Here is a 13,785-nt window from a genome sequence, read left to right as displayed (position 1 = left end):
GTGGATCATGCGTTGGCATCCGGCACTGTACGGCCACCATGCGGGCCTTCGGGGACGCCCGTTCATGGACCTGGTCGGGCGGATCGGGCATGATGCGCCGCGCTCCGTCGTCGACCTCGGCTGTGGACCCGGTGACCTGACCGAGATGCTGGCGATTCGATGGCCGGATGCGGCGGTGCGGGGGATCGACGCGAGCAGGGACATGATCGACGCAGCCGGGCATCGCCCTCCCATGCCGAACCTGTCGTTCGAAGCCGGGGACCTGCGCCATTACGAGCCGGGCGGGGACGACGTCGTCGTGACCAATGCAGCCCTTCAATGGGTCCCTGGACATCAGGATCTCCTTGCAGCATGGGCGGAGGGCCTGTCGGCCGGAGGATGGCTCGCGATGCAGGTGCCCGGTAACTTCTCGGCTCCATCCCACACCCTTCTGCGCCTGCATGCCGCGAACGAGCGGTGGAAGGACCGGCTGCACGGGGTGCTGCGCCACGACGATGCCGTGGGCGAGCCGCCGGAGTACCTCCACATCCTGCTGTCCGCGGGGCTCGAGGCGGACGTGTGGGAGACGACCTACCAGCAGGTGCTCCAGGGGGAGGACGCCGTCCTCGACTGGATGCGCGGCGCCGGCCTCCGGCCGATCCTGGACGCGCTGTCCGCGGAGGAGGGCGGAGAGTTCGAGGCCGGCTACGGAGAGTTGCTCCGCGCCGCATACCCGCGGAGCGGGCACGGGACGGTCTTCGGCTTCCGTCGACTCTTCGCCGTCGGGTATAGAGCAGCCTGAACGGAACGAACCTTTGGCCGGATTGTGGAGCAGTGTCCTGACCATCAACACCACCACGAGTGGAAACGCGTTCCCTACGTGCCCGCCCGCACGCTACAGCAGGGCAATGGATCAGTGCCCTGAACTGACGCATTCGAGGTATCGCTGCACGCCCGCTTTCTGACACCCGGTAGGAGCTGCCAAGCCTAAGACCGTTCAGCGCCCCGGAACGGAGTGCATGAGCGTCAGGCCGAGCAGCGCTCCTGCAGCTGCCGAGCCTTCCGCACGACACTGATCAGTGATTCGTCGCCCTGCCGAAAGCTCTCGACGGCATCACGGAGCTCAGTGATTTGGCTGGCCAGCTCCGGCGGGGCCGTCCTGGCAATCTCATCGATCTCGACCAGCAGTCCCAGCGGATCGGTGGCTAGCTGCTCAGGTGCCGTGCGCACCAGGTCAAGAATCCGAGCACATGCGTCATCGACGGTGTCGACGGCCGCACCGGTGGCCGGCTCTGTGGAGGGTGCCGAGCTTACCGGTGATCCTGCGGGTGATTGGGGGGCATCGGGTTCTGGATCGGCGAACGAGCAACCGGTAAGGACCAGCAGTACGGCCGCCATGGACAGGGCGCGAGACTTGCTGAATCGGGTAGCACGCAGTGGCAGCACGACGAACGTCCTCTTCGGATCGGGTAACGGGGTCAACGCATCACGAGCGTCTCATCCTACTGTCAAGGTGGAGTGGGCTGGACAGGAGTAGGGCGAAGCAACGTACGCAAGGCTGGAGCTCGGACGATATGTCGCCTCATGAATGGCGAATGAGACGGCCCCCCTTCCTACATCAACTCGCTCAAGCGCATTGTGCGGACGATATGCCGTGCCCGGAAGACTTGGCCGTCCAGTAGGAGGGCCGCAAGGTGAAGTCGGGCGATTCACCTCATGATTCTTTTTCAGGAACTAGTGAGCTGTGACGTTGTCTGGGAGGCTCCTTCAGTGACCGATAACAGCACACCTCATCCACTTCCGACCGCCGCACCTCCACGATTCGCGGATCCACGGCGGATAGGAACTCTCGTTGGGTTGGTGGGTGCTTGTGTCTTCGTTTTCTCCTACACACCAGGATTCTCCGACGTACCATCCACCGCGGCGCGCATTCTTGTCGTCGCGTGCGTCGGTGCAACCCTCTGGTTCCTCTTCGCCGCCCCACGCTCCCTCGGCCTCTTTGTACCGCCTCGCGGGTGGCACATCGGGGTCTACATCCTTTGCGTCGTCCTGGAGTTCACGCTGATAGCGGCCGGTGGCCGGTGGCTCGAGTCGGTGGGGGAATTAGAGCTACGGCCTGCGTTGATCGCTTTGACTGTTGGCCTACATTTTCTTCCCTTTGCCTGGGCCTTCAAGGAGCGCATGTTCTACACGCTAGGCGGAACACTCGCCTTTCTGGGTGGTTTGGGCCTTATTGTCGCCACCCAGGCCAGCGCTCTTGGAGCCGCTGTCGGATCAGGGTTGGTCATGTCGCTCATCCTGCTTACCTACAGCCTGGGCCTCTTCGCACCTCGCCGAAATAATGGAAACCCCTGACGGCTACAGGCGACCCCTCGCGGTGAAGGATCGGCTAGCGGACTCCCAAGGGATGAGGCACACTGACCGAAAGAAAGGAGACGTCGATGTCGTTCCAGGCCTACCTCGATACGGTCGAGAAAAAGACGGGGCTTACACCGCGCCAGTTGATCGGCATTGCGCAGCAGCGCGGTTTAGGTCCCGAGACCAAGGCGGGACCCATCCTCACATGGCTGTCGGAGGAATACGGACTCGGGCGGGGCCACGGCATGGCCATGGTTCACGTCATCACGAGAGGCGACAGCATCGGTAGCAAACACGTCGGCACGGGCGGTGCCCACAGTGACCCCAAGGACCACCTGTGGCTCGACGGTATCGCCACCAAGCCAGAGGGCTACTGAGCGGTCGAAGCACTGCATCGAGCACAAGAAGTACCCAACCTAGCCCGGGCAGGGACTACCCCGATCCTCGAGGCATCCTGTCGGCGCCGCACGAACTTTGGACGGGCTAAGGCGCCCATCGCCTGTCGTCTTGGGGGCTCGAGTGCTCCGTATGACGTCATCCACGCGGCCGGTCGGGCGATCCCAGGACGAAGCTTTCCGTCGAGCGATCGCCCTACGCTCCTTTCATCCGCACGGTGAGCGTCGGAAGCTTCCCTCCAACAACTACTCGTCAAGGCTTTCTACCCCGGCGCGAGGTCGAACGAGGAACTGGCCTTGCCGGCCTCATCACGACGATCAGCAGAGTGGCAAACGGCCCGAAGAACAGGGACAGGAAGAACCACGCCAATCGGGATCGATTCTTGTGTTCGGCCAGCCCCGCGTTGATGACGGCCACAGCGAACCAGAAGAACGCTCCCTCTGACCCTGCATAATCATTCATTGGCACGGAGTAGTTGTTCATCGCTGGGTGATTCGGTACAGGAAAGAACCGATGATCAGCCACATCACCGGAACGATGAGAATGCTGAATTCGCGTAAAGCCATGACTGCCCCCACCGTTTGCCTGCCTTCCCTCCGAGCCTAGCCGGGACAATTGATCCTCGCTTCGCAACGGGAGCTAAGCCATCGCTCGGTTGGACCTGCCTCGAACAACGTGCACCCGTTGGTCTGTCGGAAGCGGAAGCGGAAGGGTTGGGACGCTCTTGACGTCGTTACGGTCACGGCTATCGTCAGGGGATGGAGCGCGTGACGGGTATCGGTGGCATGTTCTTCCAAGCCAGGGATCCGGAGGCTCTGACTCGGTGGTACAGCGTTCATCTGGGCGTTGATGCTCCGCCCGGGTCCTACGACGTTTCGTCGTGGAGACAGGAGGCTGGGGCCACGGTGTTCGCTGCACTGCCTTTTGGATCAGAGCATTTTCCGGCCGGAACGGCGTGGGCTGTGACGTTTCGGGTGCGGGACCTCGCCGCGATGGTCACTCAGCTCGAGGATGCAGGCATACCTGTCAGGCGTGACCCGGTGAGTTATCCGAACGGGGTGTTCGCGGACCTTCAGGATCCGGAGGGGCACGCTATCCAGCTCTGGCAGGCTGCCGGAGCTGATGGATAAAGTGCTGCAGCACCTGGGAACAATTCGTTCGTCGAATCGCGGCCACCACCTGTCGCAACACTGGTCGGCAGGAAAACCCAGTGCCCTAGCCGGTCGGTCTGCCGGACGGGTTCAAAGCCGTAGGTGAAACATTCCCTGAGGGCGCTGAGGGACATCCAGACGAGCTGACCGCGCCTCACCTTATCTGAACGGTTTTGCCCACGTCGGCGAAGGGCCTGTGTAGGCCCAGATCACGCCACGGCGACTGAATTACGAAGAATAACCGTCGAGGGGTGCCAGATGAGGTGAGGCCCGGCTGGTTTTCCTGCCGCCTTCGCTCCATTGTCTCGGGAGCACCCTGGTCAGCGGTTGGTAGTAGCGCGTTGGGTGGCGGTGAAGGCGAAGTTCACGCAGCCGGCCAGGCCTTGGAAGTCGTTGTTCGCGGTAGTGGGCAAGGTAGCGGTGACGCGGAGGTTGTCCGCCCTGGTGGTACTGATGGATGCAAGGTTGGACAGGACGAGGTCTGCGCCGATGATGGGGCGCATCGGCAGGACGCTGGCAATGGTCCCACCGCAGGTGTAGGTGTAGGCAGGCGCGGTGCCGGCTTCGGTCCAGGGAATGCTGCAGGCGTCGACGGTGACCTGCAGGCCGTTGGCTGCATCGGTGGTGAGCTTGGTGGCCGCGTGGTGGCTGTGGTGGTGAGGGTGACACGGCCGAAGTTCTGGTTGCCGACGTTGGTGAGGGTGGCCACGCGCTGCATCGCGTCGCCGGGCACACCCCCGGCGAAGGCTACGGTGAGGCGGTTCTCAGCGGTACCCGCGGTACCGAGGCGGACCTCTACGGTGCCGGCTGTCAGCGTGTCATCAACCGATGTGGTGGAGGTGAAGGAACCATACGTGCCAGCACCAGCGGCAGCTGCTGCCGCCCCGACAGCGCCTACGGAAGCAAGGACCTTGACCAGCAATGGCTTTGCCTGTCGGTACCTTTGCAGCGCAGGTGTCATGCCGAGCCGTCCGCTGCAACGCGCCTCGATCCCATGTGTCTCCCCAGATCACGGTGGGCCCATACGTCCTGAACGGCTGAACTCACGCCGCCGTGGTGCCTCACCACGTCCTGAACGGCTGAACTCACGCCGCCGTGGTGCCTCACCACGTCCCGATCGTCGAGCCTATGCCGTAGTGGTCCTCGCGACGGGACCAACCGCCCGATGCTGCGCAAGAACTGAGGATAAAGTGCCTACCCCGGTCGCAGGGGACAAGGGCGCTAGCACGGGGAGTTCCCGAAAATCTCATCAAGAAGGCCCTGACCTGCCCGGCTCAGGTAGCGAGCGCCTTGAATGCGTCGCGGAAGCGGTGCGCTTCCAAGTGCAGCACCTTCACCACGGTGTCGCTGTCGACGTGGGAGAAAGGGGTTGTCAGCGCGGCGTCGACCACGGCGTGGAGCCGTGCGGCTCCGACCATCGCCGCGCTGGCCATCAGGCTGAGCATCGCCACCCGTCCCTCTTCCTCGTCTAGCCGGTTCAACGCCGTGCCGATCCGTTCGATGCGGGATTCGAGCATCGACGTGAACGTGCCCACGAAAGCCAGGGCCCAAGCACGGCAGGATAGTTCCTGCACGAGGCAACCGAAGGCGGGCAGGTCCACGATTGGCACTATCGCAGGCACCTCCCCGTGCCACGTGCCCACCGACGGCAGGAGCGGGCGTGAACTCACTGACGCCCAGCAACTGCAGCGTCAGAACCACCAGCGTCAGAAGCCCCGGCGGCAGGACCAGCATCGACATGCGAGGCAGAACCGGTGTCGGTGTCTGTGCCTGCGTCGGTGTTTGTTTGGGGGGTAGTGGGGCGTGACCAGATCATGATGAGAACGCCGAGGACCAGGACCGCGGGCGCCCCGTAGACGAGGATGGTGTTCACGATGGGTGTGCGAAGGGCCCGGATGGCGTCTCCGATGACGGGAACGACGAAAGCTTGTTCGTAGACGAAGTCGCCGTCAAGGGTTGCGACCCACGGGTCCACCGCATCGTTCGCGTCGCCCTTGGTGCGGACCGCTATCGTCCCATCCGGATTGGCGATGACCTCGACGACCCGGTGGGTTTCGACCCGATGGTCTTCCACGGGGATGTGATAGCTGATGACGTCGCCGACCTGTACGTCGGCGACGGGTTGCTCGGTGGTGACCACGACGTCGCCCGGGACGATCTCCGGTGCCATGCTGCCGGTGAGCATCGTCGCTGTCTGGTAACCCATGAAACGCGGTCCGACAGCGAGGAACAAGAACACAAGCACAGCGCCGATCACGACGAGCGTGCCGGTCAGGTTCACCAGGCGGCGAACGACCCGCCCTATCAGGGAGCCTTCAGATCTACCCGGACCCTCACCGGGTTCGGGAGACGAACCCGTGCGAACCGGTGCCGGCGTCGAAAGGATGGACTGCGGGGCTCGGTCGATAACCGTCATACGGATCCATCTCCTTCATATCCGGCCCGAAGACCAGGTCGACGTCGGGCGGTGAGCCCGTGTCCGGAGGAATCCCCGGACGCCGCGCTTCGTGCCCGGAGGGCTAGCGGCTGGTGGCGGCGCGCTGCGTGGCGGTAAAGGCGAAGTTCACGGAACCGGTCAAGCCCTGGAATGTGTTGTCGGCGGCGGTGGGCAGAGTCGCGGTGACGCGGAGGTTGTCTGTTTTGGCGCTGACGATCGACTGCAGGTTCGTGAGGGCGTAGTCGGTGCCGAGGATGGGGCGGGTGGACAGGACGCTGGTGGTGGTGCCTGTGCAGGTGTAGGTGTACGCGGGGGCGGTGCCGGCTTCGGTCCAGGGGTCGGTGCACGCGTCGACGGTGACCTGCAGGCCGAGGGCGGCGTCGGTGAGGAGCTTCGTGGGGAGGGTCTGCGCATTCGGGGTCACGGCCGTGGTGGTGAGGGTGACACCGCCGAAATCCTGGTTGCCGGCATTCGTGAGGGTTGCCACTCGCTGGACGGAATCGCCGGGGATGACCCCGATGGCCGGAACGGTGAGGCGGTTGGTGGCGGTGCCGGCGTCGCCGAGGGCTACTTTCAGGGTGCCGGCGGTCACGGTCTCGCTGGCGGAGGTGGTGGAGGTGAACGAACCATACGTGCCAAGACCCGCCACCGAAGCGGCGACACCGAGCAGTGCGACGGAGGCGAGGACCTTGCCGGAGGTGGACTTCATGCTGATGCGCTTAGCCGGGGTGGAGGACGTGCGTGCGGTGCGTGCCATGGTGAGACCCGTTTCGTGAAGAGATGCCAGGTGTGGCAATCAGGAGGAGCAGTGTTTCATGTTCGTGGTCCGGCACCCCCAAGGCGCCGTTCCTTCTAGAACCAATCCTGATCCCCACCCCTCAAATCACTACTAGTTGAAGCTCGAAGGAAAACCGAAGAAACGCCGAAGACGGAAAGGCCCTCTTCAGGAGACGGAGGAAGAGTCCGGTACGGGTGACTGCTGGTTCGCCGGACGCTCACTGGTACAGCGCTACGTACATGAAGTAGGCGGAGGTGCGGTGCGAGCCATCCCGGGCTATAAATGTCGGTCACCAATTTGTTGGGGGCGCCGAGCCGCGGGCGTCAACCACGTCCGCTGACGCTGCACTCGCCTCCTGAGGGCCTAATTGATTGCGGGTCCTACCGGTCGTCGCGGGGCTCCTGCTGTGTGAGGTCTTGGTAAGCAGAGGTCCGTAATGAGGCCGGTTCCCGCGCACTCACGGACGGCACGGATACCCGCTACGGCCGCAGCCTTGTCCGGGAAAGGTTTGGACACGGCGATTACTGTCCCGTCGGGTGTTTTCAATCTGAATCTGTATGCATCGTCTCGATCATGAAAAAGTTCGATCACCGCGGCCATGAATTCCCCCTGGAATCACCCGGGCAGAAGGACTGCTCGGGCTCGTCATCAAAACCTGAACGCAACGCCGCGTCCCGATCTGGCCCTGTAACGGGATAGAGCTTGCCCCATGTGACCCCAGCCACACCCATTCTCCGATGGTAAAGACCTCATCGTGTACTGGCGAGTACGTGTCGACAACGAGCCACGAACCCCGTGATGCCGGTGTTCCACCTGCTGATGTGCCAACCCGACGACGCGGAGACACTCCGGCGTCGGGCCGCACAGGTGTAGATGCAGGTGTCGGGTTGGCTGTGACTGACTCAAGTCCCACGAGATGTACCCATCCTGCATCTGATTGGTTGTGGAAACTGGCAGGGACTTAGTTGATCTCCACTGATGGAGGGTCGTCCAAGAGTTCAGTCCATCTCGACTGGTATTTCCCCGAAGCCGAAGAAGGTTACCGTCCAATAGACGATGTAGAGACCAAGGAGGACAAAGCCGTGCCATCTGCGCAGATGTCCTGTCCAGAGGAAGTATGTCGCGACCCAGGTCATCAGCGTCAGTGCGGGCAGGTGCCACGTGAACACCTGGGGGTCGACGATTACGCTGCCGAAAAGCAGAAGCACGCCGAGTTTTGCCGTCACTGAGAAGACCGCGCTGCCGATCAGGTTGGCGATGCCTATTTCTGGAGCGCCTTTCATGGCAGGCCTGACCGTGAGGTAAAGGTCTTCGAGAGTCAGGACGAGGGTGGCGATCGTCGCGCCGAAAACGGTCGCTTCCATGCCGAGGTCTTCCAGAATGCCTCCGGTTCCCTCAGCGACAAGATAGGCACCGAGGATGAGCCCGACGAGCGCGAGGGCGACCAGCGCCAGTGCAGGTAAGCCAACGCGCCGATTCGCTTCCGGGAACGGCATTTTCTTGGTAAAGAACTTGCTCGATTGGCTTGGTGACGCCCCACCTTCGCCGCGGGTCAAGGTCAGCGTGTCTGTGCTGGAAGCGGCTTGACTGCCGGGCGTGCGAGCCATCTCATAGGCCTCGAACATCTCAGCATCACGGAAAACTGGCCTGTTAGCCCTGGATTCCCGGACGACCACGTAGGTGAGGAACACCAGGAAGAGGCCCACCAGAATGAATCCGTGGACGATTGTCATTGGCCCGGTCAAGAGGAACGGGATGAGTATGAGAGGTGAGAGGGCAAAGATACCGAGGTAGTCCCGCGGGATGCTGACTCTCGTCGGAGCCACGATTGCCGCAATAGCGAGGACGATACCGCTGTACGACACAGTGGTTCCGAAGACAATGCCGACTGCAACCCCGTCCATATCCTCTAGGTTGAGAACAACCCCGAGGGCTACATCATCGAACTCGATCCCGGTGAAGATTATGGCGAGTAGAAAGACCGAGACCGTCAGGCCTCGCGCTGCGCCGACCAGATGACTGACGAGTTTGTCGGCGGCGTAGATCAATAGCGCTGCGCCAAGAATGAACGTGATCATAGAAACCATAATGTCTTGACGAGGCCTTTGAACGTGTGAGTACCGAGGGGACGCCTTCACTGTAATTGACATCACAACGGAGAGGAAGACCCTTTTCTCTCCTCTTTGATGCATTCAACCCGGCACTACAAGAATATAGTGACGCTTGTTATGAAACGTAAATAACAGTGGTTACATCTGGTCCCCATGTGGAATTCGGCGTCTGTGTGAGTTTCGTGTCCGAGCATGGACACAGGAGGAACTGAGGCTACGCGGTACCGGTGGCCGAACCAGTACGGGCCCGAACAGAACACCGAGGAGTCCAAGCGGACCCAGGAGTCGGAGGGAAACGCCCGCCTCAAGCGGCTGTTGGCGTATCAGGTCCTCGTCAACGACATCGTGAAGTGGCGAAGGCGGCTTGTGGAGCCCTGAGCCCCGCCGTCGTGCCGTGCGCACGGCGATTTAGAAGTTCGGGACAACCGAGATCATCCTGCAAGATCATCGGTCAGAACCGATCCGCGTTACGCAAGAGAAACCCGACATCGGCTTCGCCGAAGTACAGCTCCGGGCAGCTCCGCACGCTGTCGCCGTACCGGATTCTGGGCCGCGGATCAAGAACGCCTCGCAGCGGAATACCTGATACACGTAGTCGCTTTGAACCTCCAATTCGCGCTGAACTCCTGCGGCCGGCACAACCGGTTCCAGGGCGTCGCGGACGAATAGACGCCCATTGCGCTGGCAATCGTCCAGCGTCGGTCGTTGAAGGCCGCGGAGGTGGTCGCCGTGCGTGAGGGCGTCGTTGCCGAAACCGGGACCACCTCGACCTTCGTCACGCTTGACGCCTGATTCAGAAGCGAACAACTATCCGGACACCCTCGACACCATGGCCGAATAGGCTGGTAGGGCCTAATCACTTCGTCTCGATTGTAGGAATTTCACCGTAACGACCGAAATGGTCGCCGGAAGGGGACCGCCTTGATGCATCCAAGATTTTCTGATTGTGTCTTTATGCAACACATCGCCAAAATTAGCTGATCGTATCCAATACGGCGCGACCGTTGATGCGGTTCTCAATCAGATCTACGTCACCTGAGATTGCCCCAAGCCATGACTCCGACGACCAAAAGCGATTGCATTAGCGGCCTGAACGGTAAGAGCCATTGTGACACCGAGCCAGACCAATCAAGGCCGGTAGCGGTTGGCCAGCACCAATGTGGCCAGGAGAGTGGTGTTGAGCAATCCGACAAGACTGTGCCGAAGGTCAGCAGGACCGCCAGCAGTTCCGTCCTTGTGGCCTCGATTCATCCGTCCGGTCAGGTCTGCGGTGATAGTCGTGACTAGGATGTGCCGTCCAACTCGGCAGCGTAAACGTGCTCTGCGAACTCATTCAACGCCTCGGCGCACGCCTCAACAGCTTCCCGCGCCTGCCCCCCACACAGAGCTTCGAGCGTGTCACGCGCACTGATCTTGTCCAGCCAGGCACGCAGCTTGGCCAGATCCTCCTCGTTCTCCTCGAGCTCGGGGTATGTGAACTTCTCCGCTTTGGTTTCCTTTTCAAGCTCGGCATGGAAGTCCGCGCATTTGCCGAGCAGTTCGGCATACTCCGCATCCCGAGCAGCGTTGAATTCCGCGACGATCTGTTCGACACCGACGAGCGTCTCGGCCCGCAGAAGCTGACCGGAGCCGCCAAGGCCCTCGACCTCGGCCCGCAGCTTGCGCATCGTCCGTTCCGCCCAAGGAGACTCAGGCAGCGCCGCGACCGAGTTTGCCAAGTAGATCGCACCCGCAGCCTTAAGTCGCCGCCACACCATGGCACGTAAACGCGACGGCTCACTGGGTAGCCGGTAGATCAGAAGCAGCCAATTGGCATTCATGCTGGGGCTCTGCTTCCCTGCCCCGGGAGCCAACGACAGGAGCAGGAGAATCGAGAGGAGCTCCTTGGCAGGAGAACGCAGAGTCATGCAAATGATCTTGCCATGTGTGCACATCGAGCTTCCGCCCGGACATCTCGCCCGGGCGGAAGCCTGCGCGCCTCGTTGCAGACGTTCGGAGCTTCGTCTGGAGCATCGGTCCCGGTCTGCCCTCGACCGCTTCGACCACACAACGTCGACGGACAGCCGGCAAGCGGGGACACAACGGACTAACGGAACGGCAACGATCGAATGACGGCCGCAACAATTTTATTAAGGCCGTTTTCCACCAGCGAACTGAGCACCACAATAGAACGGTCCACCTAGCTACAAAGGAATAACCATGGGCCGTTCAGCAACCCCAACCGTTGGATTCACCGGGGCCGTATGCCTCGCATTCATTCTCAGCTCCTGCGCTACTCCGCAAGCCAACCCGGCCACCCCACAGGAAACCCCACCCGCAGCAACATCCACGGCATCACCCCCATCCGACACGACATCCACCACTGCGAAACCAGACGGTTCAGCCACGAGCAACCCCACCACTACTCCAGCCACTTCCGCCCCGGCAAGTTCCGCATCGGAGGCAGATGTCGTCACCTACACGACGTCTGATGGCGCCCTGTCCTTCGATCATCCGATCGACTGGACGGTGGCCGAGAGCCCCGACGCGGCAGCACCTAGCGGGGTGTTCGTCGTCGTCAATGATGCCGCCGGAAGACAACTCGCCACGCTTCAGACCAACCTCGTCACCGCTTCGGTGTGCACCGAGAAAGTTCCATACTCCGTGATCAATTCCGAACCGCTGCCTGCACTGGCACAAGCAGGCGAGACGCCGACGTTCCGGTTCGAGTCCCGCACCAATCCGTACGCCACCGATCCCGTGAAGATGGTGACGTTCGCGTACGGCATCACCTCGTCTCCGGATCCCACCGGGCCAGATGCCTGCCCTATCGCCCACTTCTTCACCTGGCCCCCCAGCGGTGCGGCATTCGGAGGGATCTACGACCCCTTCGACACTTCGCCCGGCAGGCCCATGCACGTAGACACCCCAGAGGTCTACGCGGAGACCGAGGAGTACCAAAAGATCAGGGCAATGATCACCTCCCTCCGTCCAACCGGCTGACGAGAAGTGCCCGGGCAAAATCTTGGCCCGCGAACAACGAACCCGTGTGGAACGGCGACCAGCGGAGCGAAACAGGGGGATCCGTCCGGTGGCCGTTCATATTCCACTCGCCGTTCTCCACTTCAACACATATGGATAGCGTTACGAGGTAGCTCAGCTGATGATCGCTCGAACGGCACATTCTTGATCTCGCCCGAGCCAGCTGTGCAGTATGAGGACTAGAGCCGTGCCGGACAGCAGGCCGTCGGCCAGTCCAGCCGGCAGAAGGAAGATCATCAATGAAAGGGTCACCAGACACATCGCGATCGAAAGACCGGCTCCCCAGAGGCGGTTCCGCCACAAAGCAACCGCTCCAATAATTCGAAGAACACCGAAGATCCCACTCATGCCAATCATCAGATAGAGATTCTCCTGGAGGTAGGGGAGAGCGAAGACGGTTGCGTGTTCAGCAATCGATGCTTGCTCGGTTCCAATGAACAAAAGGACGATCAGACCGAGTGCTGCAGTTCCTTCCATGAGAGCCCCTTGAACGAGGAGGAGGACCGCAGCCCATCGCAACTCTTCGACTCTGCTCGTTCTAGGGTCCATGACCGAAGCATAGGCAAGTACCGCCATTCCTCTCCTTCGCGTTGATGGACCAGCGGGCGCGCCTCGCGGCAATCGATGGAGCACGTCGAGGATCCTTCACCGGACGGTTTCAGTGGTGGGTGCACGACCAGGCTCGTTTCGATGGGCGCCGTGGTGTCAGGTAGGTGCTCCTAGGCGCCCCACTACTGTCGCTGTATGTTCGGTCCATGATGACCACACGGGGGAGCGACCTGGCTTTTGGTGCGGCTGTCCATGTGGGTCGCTTCGGCGTCATACTCGGCGGATTGGCTCTCGCTCCTTTGATCGGTATTCAGGGGTGGTACGCCGGGCTGTTCGTCAACGTGCTCTGCTGCCTCTTCGCGGCCGGGTTGGTGACCTATTTCGGACTGTGGTCACGAATCGGCATTACCCGCCTGTGGGCCGGACGGGCCGCGGCGCTCCTCGTTGTGTTGCTCCTGCTGGAAGCTCTGGTGTGGATTCTTCCGGCCGGCCTCGACATCACTTCACCCGGAGCATCGCTCTGGGTGGTGACACTTCTCCTGGTGGGATTCAATGAGGAACTCATCAGCCGGGGCGTGGTCCTCGAACGGCTCAGCCGGAGCTATAGGGCAGCGCCCGCCGTGATCCTGACTGGGGCGCTCTTTGGCTTGCAGCACCTGTCCCTGTTCGCCACGACGGATCGTGGCACGTTTGACATCCTCACCAATGTTCTCCTGTCGGGGGTCGTGGGCTTCGCCATGGCCGCCTTCCAGTACCGCTTCCACTGGATCCTGCCCCTGATCCTCGTGCATGCACTTGCGGACTTCACCGCTATCCATACGCGGGAGCCCCACGGCGACGCCTTCGCCGCCGCTACCGCCATCGTCTTCGTGGGTATCGGTGTCCTGGCTCTCAGGAAGGATACGGCCCCCAAAAAAACCATGGCAGAAGTGTGAAGGCGACGGGACGTCAGGTACTGGGATCGTGTCATCCCTGCGCCTGACGTCCCGCCCGACGAGCCTCTGA

16 protein-coding genes are annotated in these 13,785 nt (G+C 61.8%); 7 read left to right on the top strand and 9 right to left on the bottom strand.

From position 1 onward, the window contains the following. Nucleotides 1-7: 7 nt before the first annotated feature. Nucleotides 8-781, top strand: coding sequence for a methyltransferase domain-containing protein (locus D6T63_RS10510; RefSeq protein ID WP_120149011.1), 774 nt, complete (start codon nt 8-10; stop codon nt 779-781). A 224-nt stretch (nt 782-1,005) separates the two neighbouring features. On the opposite strand, the gene D6T63_RS18910 is transcribed toward D6T63_RS10510, so the two are convergent. Further along, the gene (locus tag D6T63_RS18910) at nt 1,006-1,209 is read right to left on the bottom strand and encodes a hypothetical protein (protein ID WP_147394341.1); all 204 of its coding nucleotides are present in this window, start codon (nt 1,207-1,209) and stop codon (nt 1,006-1,008) included. Between the two features lie 951 nt (nt 1,210-2,160). Between D6T63_RS18910 and D6T63_RS19230 the strand changes: the two genes are divergently transcribed. From D6T63_RS19230 to D6T63_RS10485, 3 genes are all read left to right on the top strand, one after another. Further along, complete coding sequence (locus tag D6T63_RS19230) at nt 2,161-2,334, top strand: hypothetical protein (RefSeq protein ID WP_182976952.1); 174 nt, start codon at nt 2,161-2,163, stop codon at nt 2,332-2,334. Between the two features lie 86 nt (nt 2,335-2,420). After that, nucleotides 2,421-2,714, top strand: coding sequence for a DUF4287 domain-containing protein (locus D6T63_RS10495; protein ID WP_120149008.1), 294 nt, complete (start codon nt 2,421-2,423; stop codon nt 2,712-2,714). Nucleotides 2,715-3,491: 777 nt separating this feature from the next. After that, complete coding sequence (locus tag D6T63_RS10485; RefSeq protein ID WP_120149006.1) at nt 3,492-3,863, top strand: VOC family protein; 372 nt, start codon at nt 3,492-3,494, stop codon at nt 3,861-3,863. 341 nt (nt 3,864-4,204) lie between these two features. Here D6T63_RS10485 and D6T63_RS19790 read toward each other — a convergent pair whose 3' ends face one another. The 6 genes from D6T63_RS19790 to D6T63_RS10455 form a co-directional block, all read right to left on the bottom strand. Further along, a complete protein-coding gene (locus D6T63_RS19790) occupies nt 4,205-4,387 on the bottom strand; it encodes a hypothetical protein (RefSeq protein ID WP_235830679.1) in 183 nt (60 codons plus the stop codon). 771 nt (nt 4,388-5,158) lie between these two features. Further along, complete coding sequence (locus tag D6T63_RS10475; protein WP_147394340.1) at nt 5,159-5,485, bottom strand: hypothetical protein; 327 nt, start codon at nt 5,483-5,485, stop codon at nt 5,159-5,161. A gap of 65 nt (nt 5,486-5,550) precedes the next feature. After that, nucleotides 5,551-6,300 (bottom strand): signal peptidase I, encoded by a 750-nt coding sequence (locus D6T63_RS10470; protein ID WP_120149004.1) that lies wholly within the window; start codon nt 6,298-6,300, stop codon nt 5,551-5,553. Nucleotides 6,301-6,403: 103 nt separating this feature from the next. Beyond that, complete coding sequence (locus D6T63_RS10465) at nt 6,404-7,078, bottom strand: TasA family protein (RefSeq protein WP_120149003.1); 675 nt, start codon at nt 7,076-7,078, stop codon at nt 6,404-6,406. Between the two features lie 384 nt (nt 7,079-7,462). Beyond that, on the bottom strand, nt 7,463-7,699 hold the full coding sequence (locus tag D6T63_RS10460; RefSeq protein WP_120149002.1) for a YegP family protein: 237 nt from the start codon (nt 7,697-7,699) through the stop codon (nt 7,463-7,465). Nucleotides 7,700-8,097: 398 nt separating this feature from the next. Next, a complete protein-coding gene (locus D6T63_RS10455) occupies nt 8,098-9,177 on the bottom strand; it encodes a sodium:calcium antiporter (protein WP_220725920.1) in 1,080 nt (359 codons plus the stop codon). A 225-nt stretch (nt 9,178-9,402) separates the two neighbouring features. Here D6T63_RS10455 and D6T63_RS10450 point away from each other — a divergent pair, with 225 nt between their 5' ends. Beyond that, nucleotides 9,403-9,588, top strand: coding sequence for a hypothetical protein (locus D6T63_RS10450; RefSeq protein WP_120149001.1), 186 nt, complete (start codon nt 9,403-9,405; stop codon nt 9,586-9,588). A 905-nt stretch (nt 9,589-10,493) separates the two neighbouring features. Here the strand turns inward: D6T63_RS10450 and D6T63_RS10445 are convergent. After that, complete coding sequence (locus D6T63_RS10445) at nt 10,494-11,117, bottom strand: Chromate resistance protein ChrB (protein ID WP_220725919.1); 624 nt, start codon at nt 11,115-11,117, stop codon at nt 10,494-10,496. 292 nt (nt 11,118-11,409) lie between these two features. Here D6T63_RS10445 and D6T63_RS18905 point away from each other — a divergent pair, with 292 nt between their 5' ends. Then, complete coding sequence (locus D6T63_RS18905; RefSeq protein WP_147394339.1) at nt 11,410-12,192, top strand: hypothetical protein; 783 nt, start codon at nt 11,410-11,412, stop codon at nt 12,190-12,192. Between the two features lie 153 nt (nt 12,193-12,345). Here the strand turns inward: D6T63_RS18905 and D6T63_RS10435 are convergent, their stop codons facing one another. After that, the gene (locus D6T63_RS10435; RefSeq protein ID WP_147394337.1) at nt 12,346-12,708 is read right to left on the bottom strand and encodes a hypothetical protein; all 363 of its coding nucleotides are present in this window, start codon (nt 12,706-12,708) and stop codon (nt 12,346-12,348) included. Nucleotides 12,709-12,986: 278 nt separating this feature from the next. Here D6T63_RS10435 and D6T63_RS10430 point away from each other — a divergent pair, with 278 nt between their 5' ends. Beyond that, entirely contained in the window at nt 12,987-13,715 is a 729-nt protein-coding gene (locus D6T63_RS10430; protein ID WP_147394336.1) for a CPBP family intramembrane glutamic endopeptidase, read from the top strand. The last annotated feature ends 70 nt before the right edge of the window (nt 13,716-13,785 follow it).

Source organism: Arthrobacter cheniae, from assembly GCF_003602275.1.
In the GTDB taxonomy this organism is placed as follows: domain Bacteria; phylum Actinomycetota; class Actinomycetes; order Actinomycetales; family Micrococcaceae; genus Arthrobacter_D; species Arthrobacter_D cheniae.
Note: the sequence above shows the minus strand (reverse complement) of the source record. Positions and strands in the feature narration are given on the sequence as shown.